10 protein-coding genes are annotated in these 24,076 nt (G+C 68.7%); 6 read left to right on the top strand and 4 right to left on the bottom strand.

Annotation, left to right across the window (positions count from 1 at the left end; all coding sequences use genetic code 11):
• Positions 1 to 73: 73 nt before the first annotated feature.
• Both A9975_RS32320 and A9975_RS32325 read left to right on the top strand, forming a co-directional pair.
• On the top strand, positions 74 to 13,672 hold the full coding sequence (locus A9975_RS32320) for a filamentous haemagglutinin family protein (protein ID WP_370565959.1): 13,599 nt from the start codon (positions 74 to 76) through the stop codon (positions 13,670 to 13,672).
• 91 nt (positions 13,673 to 13,763) lie between these two features.
• Positions 13,764 to 14,180, top strand: a complete 417-nt coding sequence (locus tag A9975_RS32325) for a hypothetical protein (RefSeq protein ID WP_183036292.1) — start codon at positions 13,764 to 13,766, stop codon at positions 14,178 to 14,180.
• Positions 14,181 to 14,187: 7 nt separating this feature from the next.
• On the opposite strand, the gene A9975_RS32330 is transcribed toward A9975_RS32325, so the two are convergent.
• Both A9975_RS32330 and A9975_RS32335 read right to left on the bottom strand, forming a co-directional pair.
• Entirely contained in the window at positions 14,188 to 14,730 is a 543-nt protein-coding gene (locus tag A9975_RS32330; RefSeq protein WP_150990835.1) for an N-acetyltransferase, read from the bottom strand.
• Positions 14,731 to 14,837: 107 nt separating this feature from the next.
• On the bottom strand, positions 14,838 to 15,632 hold the full coding sequence (locus A9975_RS32335) for an IclR family transcriptional regulator C-terminal domain-containing protein (RefSeq protein WP_183036293.1): 795 nt from the start codon (positions 15,630 to 15,632) through the stop codon (positions 14,838 to 14,840).
• Between the two features lie 196 nt (positions 15,633 to 15,828).
• Here A9975_RS32335 and A9975_RS32340 point away from each other — a divergent pair, with 196 nt between their 5' ends.
• Entirely contained in the window at positions 15,829 to 17,475 is a 1,647-nt protein-coding gene (locus tag A9975_RS32340; RefSeq protein ID WP_183036294.1) for an acyl CoA:acetate/3-ketoacid CoA transferase, read from the top strand.
• Positions 17,476 to 17,658: 183 nt separating this feature from the next.
• Positions 17,659 to 18,657, top strand: coding sequence for a tripartite tricarboxylate transporter substrate binding protein (locus A9975_RS32345; RefSeq protein WP_183036295.1), 999 nt, complete (start codon positions 17,659 to 17,661; stop codon positions 18,655 to 18,657).
• Positions 18,658 to 18,768: 111 nt separating this feature from the next.
• Here the strand turns inward: A9975_RS32345 and A9975_RS32350 are convergent, their stop codons facing one another.
• Entirely contained in the window at positions 18,769 to 19,737 is a 969-nt protein-coding gene (locus tag A9975_RS32350) for a LysR family transcriptional regulator (protein ID WP_183036296.1), read from the bottom strand.
• Positions 19,738 to 19,844: 107 nt separating this feature from the next.
• On the opposite strand from A9975_RS32350, the gene A9975_RS32355 reads away from it, so the two are divergent.
• Both A9975_RS32355 and A9975_RS32360 read left to right on the top strand, forming a co-directional pair.
• The gene (locus A9975_RS32355) at positions 19,845 to 20,822 is read left to right on the top strand and encodes a tripartite tricarboxylate transporter substrate binding protein (protein WP_183036297.1); all 978 of its coding nucleotides are present in this window, start codon (positions 19,845 to 19,847) and stop codon (positions 20,820 to 20,822) included.
• A 694-nt stretch (positions 20,823 to 21,516) separates the two neighbouring features.
• Positions 21,517 to 23,007 carry a DEAD/DEAH box helicase gene (locus tag A9975_RS32360; protein WP_183036298.1) on the top strand — a complete coding sequence of 497 codons (1,491 nt, stop codon included), beginning with the start codon at positions 21,517 to 21,519 and terminating at the stop codon, positions 23,005 to 23,007.
• A 97-nt stretch (positions 23,008 to 23,104) separates the two neighbouring features.
• Here A9975_RS32360 and gluQRS read toward each other — a convergent pair whose 3' ends face one another.
• Entirely contained in the window at positions 23,105 to 24,037 is a 933-nt protein-coding gene (gluQRS, locus tag A9975_RS32365) for a tRNA glutamyl-Q(34) synthetase GluQRS (protein WP_183036299.1), read from the bottom strand.
• Between the last annotated feature and the right edge of the window lie 39 nt (positions 24,038 to 24,076).

Consider the following 24,076-nt stretch of genomic DNA (forward strand, 5'->3'; position numbering starts at 1 on the left):
AAGTAATGCCAAGCAATGCCGGGCGAGCGGGCCACGCCGAATGAGCTAGACGGGAATGGAAGCCAGAATGAACATGCGCGTTCACTACAAGAAGATGCCCTCGCGACAGACAACGCGATTCAGCAGAACGGTTCTCACGATCCGACCCCTGGCCCACGCCATCGCGTTGCTCGTGGCAGCCGGTGGCAGCATGCACAGCGCGCATGCGCAACAAGCCTTCAGCCGCGCCTGGATGGCGCAAAAGAACATGATGCAGGACACGGCGGCGGCAACCGGCCGCCTGCCCAACGGCCAGCCCGCCGCATCGCTGACCAACCCGCAGGCGCAGCAGCAACGCGCTAACGAACAACTGCAACGCTCCATCGACAACCTCAACGTGGCGGCGCGCGGCATTGCTGCCATGCAGGCCGCGCAGGCCGCCGCGCGGCAGGCCGCGATGAGCGATGCGTCGGTGCCCGATGGCCTGGCCGAAGGCGGCCTGAAGGTGGATACCAACAGCCTCACCGCGGGCTGGATCAATGCGAGGCCGCTGGACAAGGAAACCGGGCAGAAGGTCGTCGACGGCAGGACGCAGGTTACCGTGCGGCAGACCGCGGACAAGGCCATCCTGAACTGGGAGACCTTCAACGTCGGCCGCAACACGACGGTGCAGTTCGACCAGCAGCCGAGCTGGTCGGTGCTCAACCGCGTCAACGATCCGCAGGCGCGGCCCAGCCAGATCCAGGGGCAGATCAAGGCAGACGGCACGGTGATGATCGTCAACCGCAACGGCATCCTGTTCTCGGGCAGCAGCCAGGTCGACACGCGCAATCTGGTGGCGGCAGCAGCGGGCATGACGGATTCGCAATTCCGCAAGGGTCTTTACAGCGATGCGCTGGGCGTTGGCTATGTGCCGACCTTCGCCAACGACCTGGTCAGCACCCCGAGCACGTCATCGAACGGCAATGCCACGGGCGACGTGATCGTCCAGGCCGGCGCGCGCATCGCAACGCGCAAGCCGCAATCGGTGACCGAAGGTGGCGGCTATGTACTCCTGGCCGGGCGCGAAGCGCACAACCAAGGTTCCATTTCCACACCTGGCGGGCAGGTCACGCTGGCCGCCGGCGACAGCTTCATCATCCGCAAGGGCGTTGGCACCGATGCCAACCAGGATTCGAGCACGCGCGGCAACGAGGTCAGTGTGCAGCGCAACCCCGGCAGCCTGGCAGGCCGCGTGAGCAACAGCGGCTTTCTCCAGGCGGCGACCGGCGACATCACGCTGGTTGGCCGCAGCGTGGAGCAGTCCGGCGTGGCGCTTGCCAGCACCTCGGTCAACACGCGCGGCACGCTGCACCTCAAAGCGGTAGGCGACGCCGAGAGCCGGGTGATCCTGGGGCCCGGCAGCGTCAGCGCCATCCTGCTCGACGACAGCAACGCCACGGCCCTGGATGCGCAGCGCGATGCGCTGATCAAGGACTCCGCCCGGCCGAGCGATGGCGCCTACAACCGGCGCGACCAGTCCTTGGTGAAGATCGATTCCAGCGGCGACGTCGACTTCCAGTCCGACTCCATGACGCTCGCCACCGGCGGCCAGGTAATGGTGGGCGCCGTGCGCCGCACGCGCGTGGCGGACCGCGCCGCGATCGACGTGGCCGGCGCCGTGGGCGTCAGCGTGGCGATGGAATCCAACAACGTCATGATCAACGTGCAGGGCAACGAGCAACGCGATGCCCCGCTCAACCGCGACAGCAAGCTGCTCAACAACGCCAATATCTGGATCGACCGCCGCACCCTGGTGCGCGTCGCCGCGGGCACCAACGGCTATGCCACCGAGCGCATGTACACGGGCGGCGGCCTGCTGGAAGTCAGCGGCTACCTGAGCACCGGCGGCCACAGCATTGGCGAATGGGCCGCGCAGGGCGGCACCGTGGCCTTCAGCGGCGGCGAGCTGGTCACGCAGGCCGGGTCCGGCATCAACGTCTCCGGCGGTTCGCTGAACGTGCAGAGCGGCATCATCAAGCAGACCTGGCTCAGGGGAGCCGACGGGCGCTTGTACAACCTGGCTACCGCGCCTGCGGACAACCTCTACACCGGGCTGTATCGCGGCTTCGAGAACGCGCACGCGCGCTGGGGCAAGAACACCACGGAATACTTCCTCAGCCCGCTGATCGCGCCGGGCGAGCGGCTGGAGAACGGCTACACGCTCGGGCGCGATGCCGGGCGCGTGGTTGTTGGCACGCAGTCCGCGGTGCTCGAAGGCCATATCGACACCACGGTATTCCAGGGCGATCGCCAGCGCGACGCGCGGGATGTCGGCCTGGACGGCTACAAGCAATCGCAGATCGCCGCGCCACGCGCCGGCCAACTGGTCGTCGGGCAACTCACGCCGATCTACGACAGCAACACCGGCATGCTGCGCGACAGCCCGCAGGCACTGGTGAAACAGGTGGATATCGGCGTCGTGCAAGGCATCGCGGATGGCCTGGCCATGACGGACGTGCTGCCTGACGAGCGCAAGGGCAAGTTGCGCCTGGATGCCGGGTGGATCAATGGGCTAGGCCTGGGCGCCTTGAAGGTCTACGCCAGGGACGGCATCGACGTTGGCGCCGCCGTGCAATTGGCCGCGGGCGGCGACCTCGCGCTGCACGCCACGCAGGTGGATGTCCGGGCGGACCTCGCGGCGCGCGGCGGGCGCATCGCGCTGGGCAACATGATCAATCAGTACACCAGCAGCGCCGGTGGCGCCTGGCTGGACGTGCCGGTGGCGGCGTTACCGGCCAAGGGCTATACGCCCGGCGTTACGGTGGGGCAAGGTGTCACGCTGGATGGGCGTGGGCTGTGGTCCAACCTCGAACTGGACTTCACCCGGATCGGCGGGCTGCCCTATGTCAACGGTGGCGCGATCACCATCAGCAGCACTGGCGACGTCACCCTTGGCACGGGCAGCGTGCTGGATGTGTCGTCGGGCGCGGCGCTGCTCGCCGGCAACAAGGTGCAAGGCGGGCGGGGCGGCAATATCACGCTGTTGTCCAACCAGAACGACGTCGCTGGCAAAGGTTCCGGCGCGTTGCGAATGAACGGCGAACTACGCGGCTATGGCGTCAAGGGCGGGGGTACGCTCACCATCGATACCGGCGTGGGCATTGCCATCGGCGGCGGCTTGCTGGCCGACAGCGGCCTGTTGCCGGCGGGCCAGTCGGTATCGGTCAACCTGACGCTCGCGCAGTCGGTCACGCTGCCGGCCGGCACGGTGCTGCCCAGTGATTTCACGTACACGGCGGACACCGTGGCGCCGGGCCAGGCGATGCAAGGCAACCCGCTGTTCAGCGCGACGCGCAAGGTCACGCTGCAAGCGCCGTGGCTGGTGCCGCGCGGCACGACCTGGAACTTCGCGGTCATCGACGACAAGGGCCGCTTTTATTCCAACGGCAACATCGCCCCCGCCGGTACCGTGCTGGTAGGCTCATCGGGCGACCTGGCACCGGGCTACGTGGTGCCGGCGGACGTCTTTCCCAACGGCATCCCCGTGCCCGAGTTCAATAGCACCCTGCAGGCCGGCACGCCGTTGCCCAAGGACGTGGTGCTCGCCGAGGGCGCCAGGCTGCTGGCCGGCACGAAGCTGCCGGGCGCGGTGGCGGTCAAGCCGCTGCTGGTGATCGGCAACGAGGTGTTCCAGAGCGGCTTCTCGCGCTACGCCGTGGCCGCCCAGCAAGGCGTGCAGGTCGCCCGGGATGCCAACACGGCGGTAGCGATGCCGGTGCTGCGCTTTGATGCCTCCGCGGGCCACGCGGTGGCAAGCGGCGCCGATCCGGCGCAAGTCCTGGAGCGCTGGCTGCCGCCCCTGTGGCAGGAAGACCCGCTCAAGGCCACGCTGACCCAGCGCGGCGGCGCCGACCTGGCATTGTCGGCCGGTTCGGTCTACACCCAGGCGCCGCTGGTCATCGGGCAGGGCGCCACCGTGACCGTCGATCCGGGCCGTGCGCTGACCCTGCAGGGCAATGGCCAGATCACCGTCGAGGGCACGCTGAACGCCTGGGGCGGCAATATCGCATTGCTGCCGGGCAAGCTTGGCACCGGCAACCAGGCGGACCGGCCCAACGGCATCGCCGATGCCATGTCGATCTGGATCGGCAACGGCGCCGTGCTCGATGCCGCCGGGCGCGCGGTCACCGCTGTCGACGCGCGCGGGAACGTATATGGCAAGGTGGGCCAGGGTGGCACGATCGAGATCGGTGCGCGCCATAACCTGGACGCTACCCAGATCGACGCGGCGGACGCCTTCGTCGTGGTTCGGCCGGGCGCGCGCATCGATGCCTCTGGCTCTTCCGCGCGGCTGGACCTGCCCGGGCTGGGCGCCACGCAGGTGGCGAGCGACGGTGGCGTCATCGCGCTAAGTTCCTTCCGCGGCCTGTTCCTGGACGGCAGCCTGCGCGCGGCCGCCGGCGGCCCGGGCGCCGCCGGCGGCACGTTGGCGCTGAACCTGGAGACACCGGCCTACGGCCCGGTGGACAACTATACCCAGAAGAGCCCCAGCGTCGAGGACGCGGTGCGGGCCGCGCGCGAGCTGGTGGTGGCGCAAACGCAGGGCGCCACCGCGCTGGCGGCCGGGCTGCGGCCCGGCGAGCGCGATGCCGCCCTGGCCTACGGCGCCGGGCGCATTGGCGTGGACCGCATCGGGGCGGGTGGGTTCGACAACGTTGCACTATTGGCCAACGGCTTGATCAGCTTCGATGGCAACGTCAATCTGGCCGTAGGGCAGAGCTTGCGCCTGACGACCAGCGCGATCGCGCTGGCGGAGCATGCCGCTGCCGGCACCCAGGTCAGCCTGGCCGCGCCCTATGTTCGCCTGGCCGGCACGACCCGCGTTCCGCCCGATTTCTACTACATGCCCAACCCCGCTGTGAACACCGCGGGCGTGCCGCTGGTGTCGCAAGGCACCCGGCTGCAAGTCGAGGCGGATCTGCTGGACCTGGTGGCAGCCACGCAGCTCGGCGTGCGCGGCGTCATCAAACGCAACGCCGACACATCGCTGACGGTGGAGCGAGGCGCCTTCGACGAAACGACCCTGCGTAGCCGCGGCGACATGCGCATGTACCGCGCCGCCTCGCTGAGCGTACCCGGCAACCTCACGCTGGCGGCCGCGCAGATCTACCCGGGCATGGGCGACAGTGGTTCGGTGATGGTCGGACAGCGCAGTTTTCTCGACAAATACGGCAACGTCCAGCGCGAATTCGACCCGGCGCGCCACCTCAACATCGAGCGCGTGGGCGATGAACTGCCCGCCATGCCCTATTCCGTCTTCGGCCGCCTGACCTTCGCCGCCCCGACCATCAACCAGGGTGGCGTGGTGCGGGCGCCGCTGGGCAACCTCGAGCTGGGATCGGTGGGCTATGGCGCAGTGACGGAGCACCTGAACCTGCTGCCGGGCAGCGTGAGCTCGATCAGCGCCAACGGCCTGGTCATGCCCTATGGCGGCTCGCTCGACGGGCTCAGCTACCTGCACGACGGCAAGGACGTGGTGTTCAACGGCGTGGGTAATGGCCCGGCCATCACCCTGGCCGGCAAGACGATCGACGTGCGGCAGGACGCGGTGCTGGACCTCAGCGGTGGCGGCACGCTCACCGGCGCGGCCTTCCTCGCCGGGCGGGGTGGCTCGGTGGACGCGCGCATGAATCCGCTGGTGCAGGTCGGCGCCCGCGGCGGCTTCACCTTGCCGGGCCTGTCGACCAACCCGGTCTATGCGATCGTGCCGGGCGTGCAGCCCGGCTATGCGCCGGTGGTGGCCGAGAAGGGGGCCAGCGATCCTGCCATCGGCCGCCAGATTACTATCGGTGCCGGCGTGCCGGGCCTGCCCGCCGGCACCTACACGCTGTTGCCTTCCACCTTCGCCTTGTTGCCCGGCGCGTTCCGCGTCGAGCTCAACGGGCTTGGCCATGGCACGTTGGCGGCCGGCGGCGCCATGGCCATGCGCAATGGCTCGTACGCGGCCTCGGCGCAGCTGGGCGTGGCCAACACAGGCATCCGCAGTGCCGTGCCTACCCAGGTCTTCCTGACGCCTGCCGACGTATTGCGCAGCTATTCGCAATACAACGAGATGAGCTACGCGGATTTCGCGCTGGCCCAGGCCGCACGCGAGGGCGTGCCACGCGTCCAGCTGGAGCGGGACGCCAAGACACTGCGCTTGTCCTTCGCGCCGAGTGCGCCGCGCGCCCCTGGCGATGAACCTGTCCTGCACTTTGCGGGGCGCACCTTGTATGCGCCCGCCGCAGGCGGCTTTGGCGGCAGTGCGCTGATGATGGGCGAAACCAGCTACGAAATCCTGGCCGCCGGCGCGGCGCCGACGCCGGGCTTTGTCGGCACCTCGCTGTACGCGGCGGATATCAATGCCATCGGCGCCTCGCGCATCGGCATCGGCGGGCTGCCGTCAGTGCGCTATGTCGACTACACCGGCAGCAGGCAACGCGCCAACATCGCCACGTTCGATAGCGGGGCGTGGAACATCTTCCTGCGCGAAGGCGCGGTGCTGAAGGCCGCCGAGGTGTACCTGGTGACCAGTACCAAATCCGGTGGCATCTTCGTGGAGCAGGGCGGCGGCATCAATACGCTGGGGCAGGGCAAGGCGGCCTGGGATTCCACCAACGGCTATGTCTACGACCCGGGCTCCAGCAGCGTGCTGGCGGTTTCCAACGGCTGGCTGGACATGCTGGCTCCCGGCTATAGCGCGGATCCCGTCCGGGGCGCGGGCCGCATCGACATCGGGGCCTGCAGCCCGGGTGCTGTCTGCCACGGCACCACGCCGCTGTATTCCGAAGGCACCATCGCTGCCTCGACCGACCAGAGCTTCAACCTGCGCGACGCGGCACGCTATGGCACCCGCAACCTGGTGTTGTCGGTCGGCGCAATCAACGCGGGCAACCAGGCGACGCTGGCGGACCTGGCCGCGCGCAATGCGCTGCCGCCAGGCCTGACGCTGAACCAGGAGGTGCTGGACCGGCTCCTGAAGGGCGACACCAGCACCGGCGCGCCGGCGCTGGAGAACCTGGCGCTGACCGCGCGCGACGCGCTGCGTTTCTATGATTCGGTGGAGCTGTCCACCATCGACCCGGCCACCGGCAAGTCCTCGCTCGCGCGCCTGGTGCTGGGCACGCCGGCCATCCAGGGCTATGGCAGTGCCGATGCGCTGGCCCGCATCCACACCGACATCCTGGTGTGGAACGGCGCGACCAATGCGCCGGGGCTGGTGGCAACCGGCGGCGCCGGCACGGGCAGCGGCCGCCTGCAGGTCGACGCGAAGCAGATCGAGTTCGGCTATGGCCCCAACAGCCGCCCTGACACCATCCACGCCATGGACCGCATGGTGCTGGGCTTCGCTCAGGTCGACCTCAACGCCAGCGAGCGCATCACCGCCAATCAGAAGGGGTCGCTCGCGGTCTACCAGTCGCAAGGCGCCTGGGACGACGCCACCAAGGGCTATGCCTACAGCGGCGGCAACCTGAATCTCAACACGCCGCTGCTGACCGGCCAGGCGGGCTCGGTCAACAAGATCACCGCCGGCGGCGACATCCGCTTGACCGCGCCTGCCGGCGCCGCCGCGCCGGCCTTGTCCGGCAAGGCCCTGGCCGAGGCCCTGGGCGCGGAGATTTCGCTCAACGGCAACAGTGTGGCGCTGGATAGCACGGTAGTGCTGCCCAGCGGCAAGCTCACCGTGTCCGCCGAGCGCGACGTGATGTTGCGCGACGGCGCGCGGCTCGACCTGGCCGGGCGCAAGCTCGATTTCTATGACGTCAGCAAGTACAGCTGGGGCGGCGACGTGGTGCTGGAAAGCCGCGCCGGCGATGTGCGCCAGGCGGCGGGCGCGCTGATCGACATCTCCGCCAAGGAGAACCGCGCGGGCAAGCTCACCGTGCTCGCGCTGGGCGCGGACGCGGGCACCATCGACCTGCGCGGCAGCGTGCTGGGCGGCAGCAGCGGCCATTACGATGCCGGCGGCACCCTGGTGCCGTTTGCTGCCGGCGGGGCGGACATCCGCGCGCAGCATATCGCCGATTTCACGGGACTGAACCAGCGCCTCAACGACGGCAAGCTCTCCGGCATCCGCAGCTTCCAGCTCAAGCAGGGCGACCTGGCCATCGGCGACGAGCTCAAGGCGCGCGAGGTCAGCGTGTCGGTGGACGGTGGCAAGCTGACCGTGACCGGTACCATCGACGCCAGCGGCGAGCAGGTGGGCAGCATCCGCCTGGCCGCGCGCAACGGGGTCACCATTGGCGGCGGCGCGCTGCTCGACGCGCACGGCACGGTGCTGCGCGTGGACAGCTACGGCCAGGTCATCGAAGCGCCCAACCGCGCCACCATCGAGATCAATGCCGGCACGGGCCGGCTTACGCTGCAGGGCGGCGCGCGCATGGACCTGCGCGCCGGCACCGGCGCTGCCGCGCAGTCGCTTGGCACGGTCGAGCTCAACGCCCCGCGCCTGGGCGGCGCCACCGGCAACGATATCGATATCGACGCCAGCGGCGCGCTGCGCATCGACGGTGCGCGCTCCATCGCGGTCAACGGCTTCTGGTCTTACAAGGACGCGGCCTGGGGTACCGACCCGATGGCCGACGGCCGTCCCTACCAGGTCATCAACCAGGCCTACCTGGACGCCAAGCACGCGGACAGCCTGGTGTTCATGGGCAATGCGCTGGCCAACGGCGACCTGATGAACCGCAAGCTTGCCGGCCTGCGCGGCTATGCGGATGCTTTCCACCTGCGCCCGGGCGTGGAGATCGTCAGCGCCACGCCGGATGGCGACCTGCACATCGACGGCGACATCGACCTGTCGCGCTACCGCTATGCCAGCGTCAACCCGCGCACGCAGCAGACCGGCGTCTATGGCTCCGGCGAAGCCGGCGCGCTGGTGCTGCGCGCGGGCGGCAACCTGAATGTCTACGGCAGCCTGACCGATGGCTTCGACGCCTCGGCGCTGCCGGTCACCCCGGACGATCAAGGCTGGGTGCTGGTCAAGGGCAGGGTGCCCTGGGGCGGCGATGTCGTCATCCCGCAGGGCCAGCTGGTCACGCTGGCGGAAGACACCTTCTTCCTGTCCGGCCGCACGCTCAACTACGACCTGCCGATCAAGGCGGTGAGCCTGCGTCCCGGCACGGTGCTGCCCGCGCGCGCCACGCTGGCGGCGGACCTGGTGCTGCCAGCCGGTACGATACTGGGCGGCGCGGTGCGCGATGCGCAAGGCAATGTCGTGCAAGCGGCGGGTACGGTGCTGTCGCAGCCGCTGACGCTGGCCAGTGGCATGCAGCTCGATGCCGGCAACCGGCTTGCCGGCGGGGCCAGCGTAGCGGCCATGACCTGGCCTGCCGGCGTGCCGCTGCCGCAGACCGGCACGAGCGTGGAGACCGCGCCAGGGGTCTACCTGGCGAACGCGCTAGCTTTGCGCAAGGGCGCGGTGATCCCGAGCGAAACAGTGGTCAAGCTGCCGGACGACGCGGTCATGGTGTCGCTGCGCCCAGGAGACGCCAGCGGCAACCAGGGCCGCAACTGGGCGCTGGCGCCGATGCTGCCGGAGGGCTCGCAATCGTGGTCGGTGCGGCTGGTGAGCGGCGCGGACACGCAGGCCGCGGACACGCGCGCCTTGCAGGCGCGCAGCAAGCAGGGATCCATGCTGCTTGCCGACACCCACTACGGCCTGGTCTCGGTGAACGTCGTGTTGCCGGGCACCGGCTTGCCGGGCGAATACGTGTGGGGGGGGGATTCGCTGGAATTCTCGGGCTACGAGCCCGGCACGCCGATCAACCTGGACGAGTGGGGCGGCGAGGAAGAGGTCAAGAAGTTCAACGACCAAGGGTATGGCCTGGTGGTCGTCAAGGTCAAGGACGGCACGCCCCCGGTGTATCGGGCGGAGATGCAACCGGCCCGGCAGCAGCTCTTCAGCGTGCTGCGCACCGGCACCGGCGACCTGGACCTGATCTCGGGCGGTGACTTCACCATGACCTCGCCGTTCGGCGTCTACACCGCCGGTACGCAGTCCGCCGGCGTGGGCGCGGCGTACAACCTGCCACGCGCCACTGCCTTCGACGGCACGCTGCTGGGCCCGGATGGCACGGCGTTTACACCGTATATCGATGGCGGCACCCAGAGCCTGTACCACGCCTGGTACCCGGAGCACGGCGGCAACGTGCTGGTACGTGCCCAGGGCGACGTGAAGGGTGACCTGATCGGCGTCAGAGGCAACCAGTCCCGGACCGACGCGATCGGCGCCCTACGCGCCCACGTCGGCTCCACCGCCGTTGGCAACTGGCTGTGGCGCCAGGGCACCGGCAGCGCCGTGACAGGCAGCGAAGGCGTGCCCACCGCCTGGTGGGTCAACTTCGGCAGCTATGTGGCGGGCCCGACGGGAGGCTACGACTTGTTCGCGAGCGCGCCGTTCCTGGTCGGGTTCACCGGTATCGGCACGCTGGGCGGTGGCAACCTGGTGCTGGAGGCCGGCGGCGACGCCGGCATGCTGTCGTCGCGCATGACCGCATCCGGCAGCTTTGTGTCCCGCAGCCAGGGCTTGAACCTGGCGGTGGCCAGCACGGGCCGCGTTTCGGCCGATGGCAAGCAGCTCACCCTGACCGGCGGTGGCGACCTCGACATCCGCATCGGCGGAGGGCTCAACCCGGTGGCGGAAGTGCGCGCCTTCTCCTCGCAGACAGGTGACGTCACGCCGGCCACCCGCTACTCGGGGGTATATAGCGATATCAACAGCACCTTCGTCAACCTGCGCGGGGCGTTGCGCATGGAGGCCGGATCGGTGGGCGGCATCGAGCTGCGTTTCGACCGCGCGGATCCCGCCGAATCGCGCGCCTACGACGTGTACAAGGCCACTTCCTCCATCGCTGGCGGCGGGCCGGTGCTGGTACCCGGCGATGCCGGCGTGCGCATCGACGCGCGCGGCGACCTGGTGCTCGGCGGCGTGGGCGACCCGGGGCGTGTGGCGCTGGTCAACAACGGCACGCCGTTCCGGGCCAACGGCGCCAGCTACACCGGCGACGGCTGGACCTGGTTCTCGCTGTGGACGCCGGGCACCGCCATCGACCTGTTCAGCGCGGGCGGTAATCTGACGCCATCCACCGCGGCGGCGGACAATGGCAATTCCGGCAACCATACGGCGACCGACGGGCGTTTCATGATGCCGTCGGTGCTGCGCGCGGTGGCGGCCAGCGGCAGTTTCTACTACGGCAATTCCAGCACCGGCGCCATCGATGGAACGAACCGGCCGGTCCAGTCCAGCACCACGCTGATGCTGGCCCCGTCGCCGGTGGGGCCGCAATACGCCCGCACGGGTGCGGGCCAGCTGGAGTTGCTGGCCGCCGACTCGATCTACGCCGGCGGCTATGGGATCACGCAGTCTGGCGCCGATCCCACGGCCCTGCCAAATCCGTTCAACGCAGCCTTCAGTGGCAGCACGGTGAAGATCAACTACGGCACGCTGAAGCTGAGCAATATCAGCCCGGACGGGCTGGCTGCCAGCGTGTTCCTGGCGAACAACGGCGGCGCAGATACATACCAGGCCTACCCGTTGTTCAGTTTCACGCCACCCACGGCCTCGGGCCACGCGGTCCCCGGAGGCCAGCCGGCGCGCTTCTATGCGGTCGATGGCGATATCGTCGGCCTGCGCACGGGGTCGATCATTTCCCGTGCCAATGGCGTCGGTTCGGCCCTCACGTTCGGTAACTGGTATGAAGGCAGCGGACCGGTGGCGATCCGCGCGGGGCGCGACCTTGTCAACGCGGGCACAGCGCTGGGCGAGGCCGAAGACGTGCCCGCCGATGGCCACGGCTGGCTCATTCCTCCTCGCCGTGGCGACGGCACCTTTGCCGAGAAGCCCGTCCCGGTCCTGAATGCCAGCGCGCGTGGCAACCTGATCGTGCACAACAACGCGGACGATGTGTCCGTGGTCTCCGCGGGCCGCGATATCCGCATGAGCAACTTCTACGTGGCCGGTCCCGGCCTGCTGGAAGTCACCGCCGGGCGCGACCTGTACATGGCCGACCGGGCCGAGCTCAAGAGCATCGGGCCGGTGGCCAACGTGACCCCGGGCGACCGCGGCAGCGGCGCCAGCATTGCGGTGGCGGCGGGCGTGGGCCGCAACGGGCTGGACTTCAACGCCTTCGCCAGGCGCTACCTGGATCCGGCCAACCAGGCCGATGCGGGCCGCGCGCTTGCCGACCAGCCGGGCAAGGTGGTGGCCATCTACAGCGGCGAGCTGAAGCTGGCCGACTGGCTGCGCGCCCAGTTCGGCTACGCGGGCGACGAGGCCGGCGCGCCGGCCTACCTGCAAAGCAAGCAGGCGGAGCTTGACAGCGCGCGCCAGCAAGCCTTGGCGGCTGGCGCGGCCGCCCCCAACCGCGACCTGCGGCGCGAGTACGGGCTGGCCGGCCAGCTGCACCTGGTCAACTGGCTGAGTGGCCGCTTTGGCGGGCATAACGGCCTGGGCCTGCACTTCGACGCGGCCAGCATGGACGCACGGCAGTTCTTCGCCGCGTTGCCGGCCGAGCAGCAGCGGGCCTACCTGCGCAACGTGTACTACGCCGAGCTCAAGGCCGCCGGGCGCGAGTACAACCAGGTGGGTGGCCCGCGCGAAGGCAGCTACCTGCGCGGCCGCGAGGCCATCGCCACGCTGTTCCCCACGCATGACGCGCAGGGCAATGCGCTTGCCTACGAGGGCGACCTGACCATGTTCAGCAGCGCCAACTACTACGCCCCGGTCTCAGGGGCGCTCGCCACCAAGCGGCCGCTCAAGGGCGTCACCTACCTGCGGCGCGACGAGTACAAGGCGGCCGGCAACCCATACACCATGGGTGTGTACGACCTGCTGGACGCCGGCATCCATACGGACTTCGGCGGCGACATCGACATCATGACGCCGGGCGGGCGCACGCTGGTCGGCGTGGATGGCGGCTTCATCCCGGGCGAAGGCTCGGGCGTGCTGACGCAGGGCGCCGGCGAGGTCCAGATCTACGCCAGGGACAGCATCCTGCTGGGGCAGAGCCGTATTTTCACCACCTTCGGCGGCAACATCCTGGCGTGGTCGGCGCAGGGCGACATCAACGCCGGGCGCGGCTCCAAGTCCACCGTGGTCTACACGCCGCAGCGGCGCGTGTACGACGGTATCGGCCTGGTCACGCTGTCGCCCACCACGCCGAACACCGGCGCGGGCATCGCCACGCTTAACCCGGTCCCAGAGGTGCCGCCGGGCGACATCGACCTGATCGCGCCGCTGGGCACCATCGACGCGGGCGAAGCCGGCATCCGCGTGTCTGGCAACGTCAACCTGGCCGCGCTGCGGGTGGTCAACGCCGAGAACATCCAGGTGCAGGGCAAGGCCACCGGCATCCCCGTGCTGGCCGCGGTGAACGTTGGCGCGCTGACCAACGCCAGCGCGGTGGCTTCGCAGGCGGTGAGCGCGGCGCAGGACGCGCTGCAGCGCGAGCGCACGGCGGCGCGCCAGGGCTTGCCGTCGATCTTCACGGTGCGGGTGCTCGGCTTTGGCACGGATGCGGATGAGGCAGCGCCCAAGGCGAGGGAAGGCGCCAAGCTGGCGCCGGCCAGCTACGACCCCAACGGGGTGGTGCAGGTGCTGGGCCAGATGGAGTTGAGTGAGTCGCAGCTCAGCCAGCTGAGCGCCACGGAGCGCCGCAATCTCCAGCGCTGAGCGCGTGGCGGGGGCGTTCCCGCGCGCGCGCCGGCTGCAATGGCGCCACCCGTGGTGGGCGTGGCAAGTGTTGTCATGGAGCGTGGCGACATTGGCTGCGCCCACCTTCCTCACCATCGGCGTGCTGCTGATGCAGGACGCGCGCAGCGATCATCCGTTCTTCTGGCCGTCGCTAATGGGGATCGTGGCGGCAGCCAACGCCGTGGCGATCCTGCGCATCAACCACCTGCACCGGCATGCCGCCTTCACCGGACGCGTGGCACTGGCGCTGCGGTATTCGTGCGCCGGCATGTCGGCGGGCTGCGCCATGTTCCTGGTCCTGGGCTGGGCCACGGGCGTGCTGCCGGAGATGGTGGCGCCGATGGCGGGCACGGTCGATGCGCCCGCGGTGGCGACGGCGCCGTGGAGTGCGGCGATTGCCGTGCTGTTCGGCGTTGGCTCCTTCGCGCATGCCGGCGTGCTGCATGCGTGGATCGGCTTTTGCCATGCGCAGGAGGGGGCTGGCTAGCGGAGGGCTAGCCAGACTTGCGCACCACCGGCCGCGTGAAGATCAGCGCGGTCTCGGTGCCGGCGGTGTCGGGGTCGTAGAGGTCCCAGTCCAGCCCGCACAGCGAGAATCCCAGCGCGCGGTAAAAGCCGATGGCCGGGTAGTTGGTGTTTTGCGTTTCGGCCCGCAGGCAGCGGGCCGGCGTTGCTAGCAGCAGGCGGTTGATTTCCCCCAGCAGCACGCGGCCGATGCCGGTGCCGCGGAACGCGGGCGCGACGAAGATGGCGCTCAGCAGCGCGGACCGGTTCCAGGCTTCGAGCCTGACGGCGGCAAAGCCGCCGATGTCGCCGCTTGCGCTCTCGAACACCAGCGCGTGGTCGGCCTTGGCGCAATCCTGCTCGAAGCCGGACGGGTCGTAGTGGTTGAGCACGGGCTGGCCCAGCACCTGCTCCACGAGCCAGATGCCCAGCGGGCCGCTTTTGACCGCGTAGATGCGATCGGTCTCGTAGGTGGTGTCGAGCTTGAGGATGCCGGCGCCGTCACGCGCCCAGTCGAGCGGTCTGATAGTCATGCGGTGATGCTTTCAAGTGCGGTGCGTGCCGGCCTTGACCCGTTTCCCATTCTAGGCGCCGCGCCCTGGTTGTGCATTGCTGATGCGCCGCCTGGGCGCCGATGCGCTCAACGCCGGCGCAGCAGTGCCTCAAGCTCACCCGCGGCATGCTTGAGCGCCGGCAGGAAATGCTGCTCCAGGTGCGCAGCATCACGGCTGCCCAGCACCATGCTCAGGCCCAGTCCCGCCACCACCTTGCCGGACTCGGCGCGCACCGGCACCGAGATGCCGGCGAAGCCGTCCACCAGTTCGCTGATCAGCGTGCAGTAGCCGTCGCCGCGCACTTGCTTGAGCGTGCGCGCCAGCGCCGTGCGCGAGCTGACCGTGAACGGGGTGAGCTTGCGTAGCGGCGCGGTGGCAAGGTAAGCCTCGAGCGCCTTGTCGTCCAGCCCGGCCAGCAGCACGCGGCCGAGCGAGTGGGCGTAGGCCGGCATGCGCCGCCCCACGCCCATGTCGACGCGCAGGATCTGCGGCGGCTCTTCGCGCGCCACCAGCGCCACCGATTCACCGTCCAGCACGCCCAGCGAGCAGGTTTCCCCCGTCTGCTCGGAGAGCGCCTTGAGGTAGGGCGCGGCCAGTTGCGGCAGGTTCATCGACGCAAAGTACGCGTAGCCCAGGTCCATCACGCGCGGGGTAATGGAAAAGTCCCGGCCGTCCTGCGCGACATAGCCGTTGTGCTGCAGGGTCAGCAGCAGCCGCCGCGCCGCGGCGCGGGTCACATCGAGCTGTTCCGCCACGTCCTGCATGGTGAGGCTCCCCGCGCCGGAGGCGAACAGGCGCAGCAGCGCCAGGCCATTGGTCAGCGAATCGAGCAGCTCTTCCTTTTTCTGCGGGTCGGCCAGGGGCGTTTCGGGGCTGTTCATAGCGTGAGGAGACGGAAATAGGATGATTTTAGTGCGCTGAGCGCACTTGCGCGATGCCGGCATGACTACGTATGATAGGTGTTTTGCGAACAAATGTTCGCGGAATGCGTGGTGTGTAGTGCGGAGTGCGGTCCGGCGCAATGCGTGCAGGCAGCACGCCGCACGCCGCGCCGAGAAGAACACGATGGAGACAGCCATGAAGGTCATCAGCGCGCAGCAGGCGGCTGCGCTCGTGCAATCCCGGTGGACCGTGGCCAGTGCCGGTTTCGTGGGCGCCGGCCATGCCGAGGCGGTAACGGACGCACTCGAGCGCCGTTTCCTGGACGCCGGCATGCCGCGCGACCTGACGCTGGTGTATTCGGCGGGGCAGGGCGACCGCGGCGCGCGCGGGGTGAACCACTTCGGCAATGCGGGCATGACCGGGCGCATCGTGGGCGGGCACTGGCGCTCCGCCACGCGCCTGGCCTCGCTTGCCATGGCCGAGGCTTGCGAGGGCTACAACCTGCCGCAGGGCGTGCTGACCCACCTGTACCGTGCCATCGCCGGCGGCAAGCCCGGCGTGCTGACCAAGATCGGCCTGCACACGTTCGTGGATCCGCGCACCGCGCAGGACAGCCGCTACCACGGTGGTGCCATCAACCGCAGCGCGCAGGCGGCGATTGCCGAGGGCCGCGCGAACTGGGTCGAGGCGGTCGATTTCCGCGGCGACGAATACCTGTTTTATCCGAGCTTCCCGATCCACTGCGCGCTGATCCGCTGCACCGCCGCCGATACGCGCGGCAACCTGAGCACGCACCGCGAGGCCTTTCACCACGAACTGCTGGCGATGGCGCAGGCGGCGCACAACTCCGGCGGCATCGTGATCGCGCAGGTGGAGTCGCTGGTGGATCACCACGACAACCTGCAGGCCATCCACGTGCCCGGCATCCTGGTCGACTACGTGGTGGTGAGCGAGAACCCGGCGCATCACCAGATGACGTTCGCGGAGCAGTTCAATCCGGCCTACGTGACGCCGTGGCAAGGAGAAGCTGCCAGCACTGTCAACCTCACCAGCGCACCGGCGCCAGCGGTGCCGGCAGTGCCCCCGGTGCTTGATGCCCGCACCATCGTGCAGCGGCGCGCGGTGCTGGAGCTGGCGCGCAGGCAGCCGCGCGTGGTCAACCTCGGGGTTGGCATGCCCGCCGCCGTCGGCATGCTGGCGGTGGAAGCCGGCGTGGAAGGCTTCACGCTCACGGTGGAAGCCGGCCCGATCGGCGGCACGCCCGCGGATGGCCTCAGCTTTGGCGCCTCTGCCTATCCGGAAGCGATCGTTGACCAGCCGGCGCAGTTCGATTTCTATGAGGGCGGCGGCATCGATCTCGCCATCCTCGGGCTGGCCGAGCTGGACGGGCACGGCAACGTCAACGTCAGCAAGTTTGGCGAAGGCGCCGAAGCGCTGATCGCCGGCGTCGGCGGCTTTATCAACATCACGCAGAGCGCCAAGGCCGTGGTCTTCGTCGGCACGCTCACTGCCGGTGGCCTGGAGGTGCGCGCCGAGAACGGCGCCCTGCGCATCGCGTGCGAAGGCCGCGTGAAAAAGATCGTGCCGCAGGTCTCGCACCTGAGTTTCAACGGCCCTTATGTGGCCTCGCTCGGCATCCCCGTGCTCTACATCACCGAGCGTGCGGTCTTTGAGATGCGCCCCGACGCCATCGGCGCGGAGCACCTGACCCTGATCGAGATCGCGCCGGGCATCGACCTGCAGCGCGATGTGCTGGACCAGTGCGCCACCGCGGTCACCGTGGCGCCCGACCTGCGCACCATGGATGCGCGATTGTTCCGCTCAGGTCCGCTGAAGCTCTGACGCTCTGAAGCGCTGAGGCGCTGCTGCTCAGCAGCCCGATAACAAACGACCGGCCATGACCGGTCATGGAGGAGGCCATCGAAGCATTGTCCTGTCTTTCCCGTTAGTTTTGCTGGATCGCCGACGCGCGCGCGGGTTGTCAAGCCGGCACGCGTCATTGCTGGATTACGTTTCATACTCATCATGCAGAAGACAAGCCGTCGTATTTTCTCGCGCCGCCTGGGTGCGGCCATCCTGGGCGTTTCGCTGCCGCTGTGCGCGCCGCAGGCCTTCGCGCAAGCCTATCCGTCCAAGCCGATCCGCCTGGTGGTGCCGTTCCCGCCGGGCGGCCCGACCGATACCGCCGCGCGCATCATCGGCCAGAAAATGGGCGAATCGCTCAAGCAGACGGTGGTGGTGGACAACCGCCCGGGCGCCTCCGGCACGATCGGCGCGGAAGCCGTCGCCAAGAGCGCTCCGGATGGCTACACGCTGATGGTGCTGGCCACGCCCACGCTGCTGGCGCCGCACCTGATCAGCCGCAAGGGCTACGACATCTTCAAGGATTTCACGCCGATCGGTTCCGCCTACGACCTGCCCATCGTCATGGTGGTCAACCAGCAGGCCATGCCGGACGTGACCGACCTGCAGCAATACATCGCCCGCGCCAAGGCCAAGCCCGGCGCGCTCAACTACACCAGCGCCGGCAATGGCAGCTTTGGCCATCTGTCCACCGAACTACTCAAGAGCACCGGGCATTTCGACGTGCAGCACGTGCCCTACAAAGGCAGCGCGCCGGCGATCTCCGATCTGCTGGCCGGCCAGGTGCCGATGATGTTCTCCGACATGATCGCGGCGCTGCCGCACATCAAGGCCGGCAAGCTGCGTCCCATCGCCGTGGGCTCGGCCAAGCGCGTGAGCTTCACGCCCGATGTGAAGACGGTGGCGGAGCAGGGCTTCCCCGGTTTCGAGGCCACCGCCTGGGGCGGCCTGCTGGCCCCCGCCGGCACGCCCAAGGATGTGATCGCCAGGTTGTCGGCCGAACTGAAGGCGGCGCTGGCCGATCCCGTGGTGCAGGAAAAGATGCTCGGCGCGGGCACGGTCGCTGCCTACCAGCCGCCTGAACAACTGGCATCGCGCATGCGCAACGACTACAAGAAGTGGGGCAAGGTGATCCAGGACAACGGCATCAAGAGCGACTGAGCCTGGCCGGTGCCATTGAACATTGCCGGCCAGGATTGAATCGGTAGTGGAGAAGGGCCGGACACGCGGGGTTGTCCGGCCGTTTTCTTTCTTGCGCCGCTCCAGGTGGCTCTAAGCGGCGCTAAGCGGCTCCGGGTGGCTACGAGACAGAGGCAGCTTGTCGTGCATCGCGGGCGGCCCCGGCAGGATCTGGTGAACCAGGCCGACCAGCGCCTGCGCCGCCGGCGACAGCGAGCGTCCGGCGAGCGACACCAGCCCATACGCGGCCTTGAGATCGATCGGCGGCGTGACCTGCAGGGCCACGAGCGCACCGCTGGCCTGCTCCTCGGTCATCATGGCCCTGGGCACCAGGCCGATGGCGTCGGTGTTGAGGATCAGGGTGCGCAGCGTGTGCATGTCGTCGCAGGTCACCGTGAGCAGCTCGCGCGCGCCCTCGCCAGCCTCGGCGCGGATGCGCTCGCGAAAGAAGTCCGCCACCCGCGCCGGGATGCGCGGGCCGGCCACGGGATACGCCAGCAGGCCGGTCAGCGCGGGCGCCCCGCGCGCGGCCAGCGCATGGCCGCTGCGCACGAAGAAGCTGGTCTCCAGCGAGCGCAAGCGGTCGATCCGCAGCTGCGCTTCGTCCTTCAGGCTCTGGCTCTCGCCCACAAAAAAGTCCAGCTGCTCGGCCTTGAGCTTTTGCACCATCGAAGGCGTGTCCGCGATCTCGATATCGATTCGCAGCTTGGGATAGCGCGCGAGTAGCGCCGTCAGCACGGGCTCCATCAGGATGGCCGCGGCAAACGGGCCAAAGCCTACGCTCACTTCGCCCATCTCCACGTCGCGCAGCAGTTCCAGGTCGCGCCGCAGCTCGCGGCCTTCGCGCAACATGCGGCGCGCCCGTTCCAGCACGATGCTGCCGGAGGCGGTGGGGCGCGCCTTGCCGTAGCTGCGGTCAAGCAGCTGGCTGCCGAATTCGTCTTCCAGGCCCTGGATGCTGCGCGAGAGCGCCGGTTGCGACAGGTGCAGCGCCGTGGCGGCGCGGGCAAAGCTGCCTTGCTCGATCAGGGTGACGAAATGATGCAGGCGGCGCAGGCCCATGATTTTGCGTTCTGTGCATGGAAAACTGAAAAATATTGCATTGGACGTATTTTCTCAAGTCGGTAAGCATGTCCCGACCAATAAAAGAAGATTTCTGGAGACTAGGCATGGTTCGACGCGCTTTGCTTGCGCTTGCCCTTGGCGGCACTTCCCTGATGACCTCCCACGCCATGGCCGATGCTTACCCGGCCAAGCCGGTGCGCGTGGTGGTCCCCTACGCGGCCGGCGGCGGCAGCGACATCGTGGCACGCGCGCTGGGCGAGAAGCTGAGCAAGAAGCTCGGCCAGCCCATCATCGTGGACAACAAGGCCGGCGCCTCCGGCATCATCGGCACGGACGCGGTGGCCAAGGCGGCGCCGGACGGCTACACGCTGCTGGTCACGATCACGCAGTCCGTGCTGACCAACCAGTTCCTCTACAACCGGCTGCCCTACGATCCGCGCAAGGACCTGACGCTGGTCAACGTGATCGCCGATGCGCCGCTGGTGCTGGTCACTACGCCGTCGCTGCCGGTCAAGTCAGTCAAGGAGCTGGCCGACTACGGCCGCGCTCACAAGGGAAAGGTCAGCTATGCCTCCTGGGGTGTCGGCTCTTATCCGCACCTCGCCGGCGCGTATTTCAGCAAGGTCACGCACGGCGATATGGTGCATGTGCCATACAAGGGCGAGGCCCCCATGCTGCAGGACCTGCTTGGCGGCCAGGTGCAGTGGGCCGTGGCCAGCGTGCTGTCGGCCAAGCCTTACATCCAGAGCGGCAAGCTCAAGGCCATCGCGGTGACGGGCACGCAGCGCAGCCTGGTGCTGCCGGACCTGCCGACCTTTGCCGAGGCGGGCATGGACGACAACGCGTTCAAGGTGTTGGGCTGGATTGGGTTGCTGGCGCCGGTCGGCACGCCCGCGCCGGTGGTGGCGAAGCTGGATGAAGAGGTGCGCGCGCTGATCCAGGCGCCGGACATGCAGGCGCGTTTCGCCGCGCTGGGCCTGCGCCCGGTGGGCAGCACGCCTGCCCAGTCGCAAGCCATCTTTGCGCGGGAATGGCCGGTGTGGAAGACGCTGGTGGCCGAGTCGGGCGCGAAACTGGACTAAGCCGCAATGGAAAAAGGGGCCGCATGCAGTGAATGCATGCGGCCCTCCCCCCGCTTAGCCGGTAAGCCGGTAATCCGGTAAGTCTGTTACCCGGTCAGCCAGGTGGCGGTCAGTTGCTGGCGTTGTTTCCCGGCTCTATCTCCGGCGCGCTGGCGGCATGGCTGGCGTTCCCACCAGGCGCGCTTGCGCCGCTCAGCAGTCGTTTCACACGGTTACCCAGGTCTTCTGTCGTAGGCCGGCCGCGCGTTGGATGACCCTGGGCGCAGCAGGCCCGGCGGCATGCGCCTGGCACGTGCGGTGAGGCGCGCCTCCCGCTTGCGCTTGCGCAGCATCGAGCAGGGCTCGCCTGCCGGGTAAGGGCGGCCAGGAGCGGCGACTTGACCGCAACACGGCGACCACGCGCCCGGTGACATAAAGTTGAAATCCGCGACGCCGAAACTGGCGTAGCCGCCACACCCGGACTACCCTTAAATGGGCCGCTAATGCTACAATCTAAGTCTTTGATTTACATGAGCTATTGATCGCGCGGCGGAATTGCCCGCAGAGGCACGGACAGACGACGGCTTGCAGTGGCGTGCAGCAGCACAACGCGCCCCGCGCGGCCGGCCCTTAAATCCATGCGCAGATCTCCCCCGCTCGGTTCAAGACGCGTGTCCGTTGGCGCCGGGTTCGCCTCCTGCAAGACACGGAAACCATGACGACTACGACCACTGACCAGACCACCCCCGAGATCACCTTCGACAGCTTCGGGCTGGATGCGCGCATCCAGCGCGCGCTGTCCGAGCAGGGCTACACCAAGCCCACTCCCATCCAGGAGCAGGCGATTCCCGTGGTGCTGCTGGGCAAGGACGTGATGGGCGCGGCCCAGACCGGCACCGGCAAGACCGCCGGCTTTGCGCTGCCGATCATCCAGCGCCTCCTGCCGCTGGCCAGCGCCAGCGCCTCGCCGGCCCGCCATCCGGTGCGCGCCCTGATGCTCACCCCCACCCGCGAACTGGCCGACCAGGTCTACGACAACGTGGCCCGCTACGCGCGCTTCACGGACCTGCGCAGCACGGTGGTGTTCGGCGGCGTGGACATGAACCCGCAGACCGAGGCGCTGCGCCGCGGCGTGGAAATCCTGGTGGCAACGCCGGGCCGGCTGCTCGACCACGTGCAGCAAAAGTCGGTGAACCTGTCGCAAGTGCAGATGCTGGTGCTGGACGAGGCCGACCGCATGCTCGACATGGGTTTCCTGCCCGACCTGCAGCGCATCATCAACCTGCTGCCGGCACAGCGCCAGACGCTGCTGTTCTCGGCGACCTTCTCGAACGAAATCAAGCGGCTGGCCGCCAGCTACCTGCGCCAGCCGGTCACCATCGAAGTGGCGCGCAGCAACTCGGCTAACGAGAACGTGCGCCAGACCGTGTTCCAGGTCGAAGACGGCCACAAGCAGGCCGCCGTGGTGCACCTGCTGAAGAAGCGCGCCGCCGAAGGCCTGTCGCGCCAGTGCATCGTCTTCGTCAACAGCAAGATCGGCTGCTCGCGCCTGGCGCGCCACCTGGAGCGCGAGGGCATCAACGCCGCCGCCATCCACGGCGACAAGACCCAGACCGAGCGCATGCAGACGCTGGATGGCTTCAAGCAAGGCAATATCGATGCGCTGGTCGCCACCGACGTGGCAGCACGCGGCCTCGACATTCCCGACATGCCCTGCGTGATCAACTTCGACCTGCCGTTCAGCGCCGAAGACTACATCCACCGCATCGGCCGTACCGGCCGTGCCGGCGCCAGCGGCGATGCCCTGTCGATCTACGTGCCGGCCGATGAGCGCCTGCTGGTCGATATCGAGAAGCTGCTCAAGCGCAGCCTGCCGCGTACCGCGCTGGTGGGGTTCGACCCCACCGGTGCCGGCGCCCGCGCTGACGAGAACGACCGCCGCCGTGCCCGCACCGAAGTGCGCCGCCCGCGCGTCAATGGCGACGGTGAGGAGCCGCGTGCGCGCCGCAACGATCCGGCCAGCTCGCGCAACGCGTTCCGCCCGTCCGACGATTCCTTCTTCTCGCGTCCTTACGAGCCGAGCGCCGCGGCGATCGCCGCGCAGCCCGAGGTGACGGACAACAATGCCGCCGCCTTTGGCCGCGGCCGCCCGGCGCCCAAGCGGCAGCTGGCGGCGCTGCTGGGCGGCGTGCCGCGCAAGTCCTGAGCGCCACGGCGCGGCACCGCGCGTAGCGGATCGCTGCCGCCGCAGCCAGCAAGAGAGGCGCCTTCGGGCGCCTCTCTTGTTTTGGGCCTCATGCCATTCAGGGATGCGTCGCCGCTTCGCCGTGCGCGTGGGCGGGCAGGCTTTCCAGCAAGGCCGCCCAGCCGGCAATGGCATCGCTCAGCCAGCTCTGCACCGATTGCGCCGCGCTCGCCAGTCCCAGGTGCGCGCCGGCCGTGCGCAGCGCCGCCAGCGGATCGAGGTCGTCGATGGCCTGCGCGCCGCTTTGCTTGCTGAGCTTCTCGCCCAGCGCATTGGTCACCACCGGCACATGCAGGTACGACGGCGTGGGCAGCCCCAGCAGATGCTGCAGATGGATCTGCCGCGGCGTGGAGTCGAGCAGGTCGGCGCCACGCACGATATGCGTGATGCCCTGGTGCCCATCGTCGACCACTACCGCCAGCTGGTAGGCCCACAAGCCATCGGCACGCCGCAGCACGAAGTCGCCGAGTTCGGTCGCGAGGTCCTGGCATTGCCGGCCTTGCCAGCGGTCGTCGAAGCAGATCAGCGCGGCGTCGCCGTCTGGCACCCGCACCCGCCAGGCGCGGGGCAGCTTGCCATGCAGGCCGTCGCGGCAGGTGCCGGGATACCCGAGCGTCTGGTGGCGCTCGCGCGCATGCAGCAGCGAGTCGGCGATTTCCTTGCGCGAGCATCCGCAGGGATAAGTCCGGTGGTCGGCATCGAGCTGGCGCAGCGCCTCGGCGTACAGCGCTTCGCGCCGGCTCTGCCATTGCGGCGGCTCGTCCGGATGCAGGCCGAGCCGCGCCAGGGCGCGCAGGATCTGCTGGTCCGCGCCGCGCACGCAGCGCGGATAGTCGATGTCCTCGATGCGCACCAGCCAGCTGCCAAGATGGGCGCGTGCGTCGAGCCAGCTGGCCAGCGCGGTGACCAGCGAGCCCATGTGCAACGGGCCGGTGGGGGAGGGCGCAAAGCGGCCCCGGTAGCTGGGCGCCAGGCTCGGGTGGGTAGACATGGCGAAAGCAGGTGTTAGACGGTGATGGATCCGGTGCTT

The sequence above is a fragment of the Cupriavidus sp. UME77 genome, from assembly GCF_014170355.1.
Classification (GTDB): Bacteria; Pseudomonadota; Gammaproteobacteria; order Burkholderiales; family Burkholderiaceae; genus Cupriavidus; species Cupriavidus basilensis.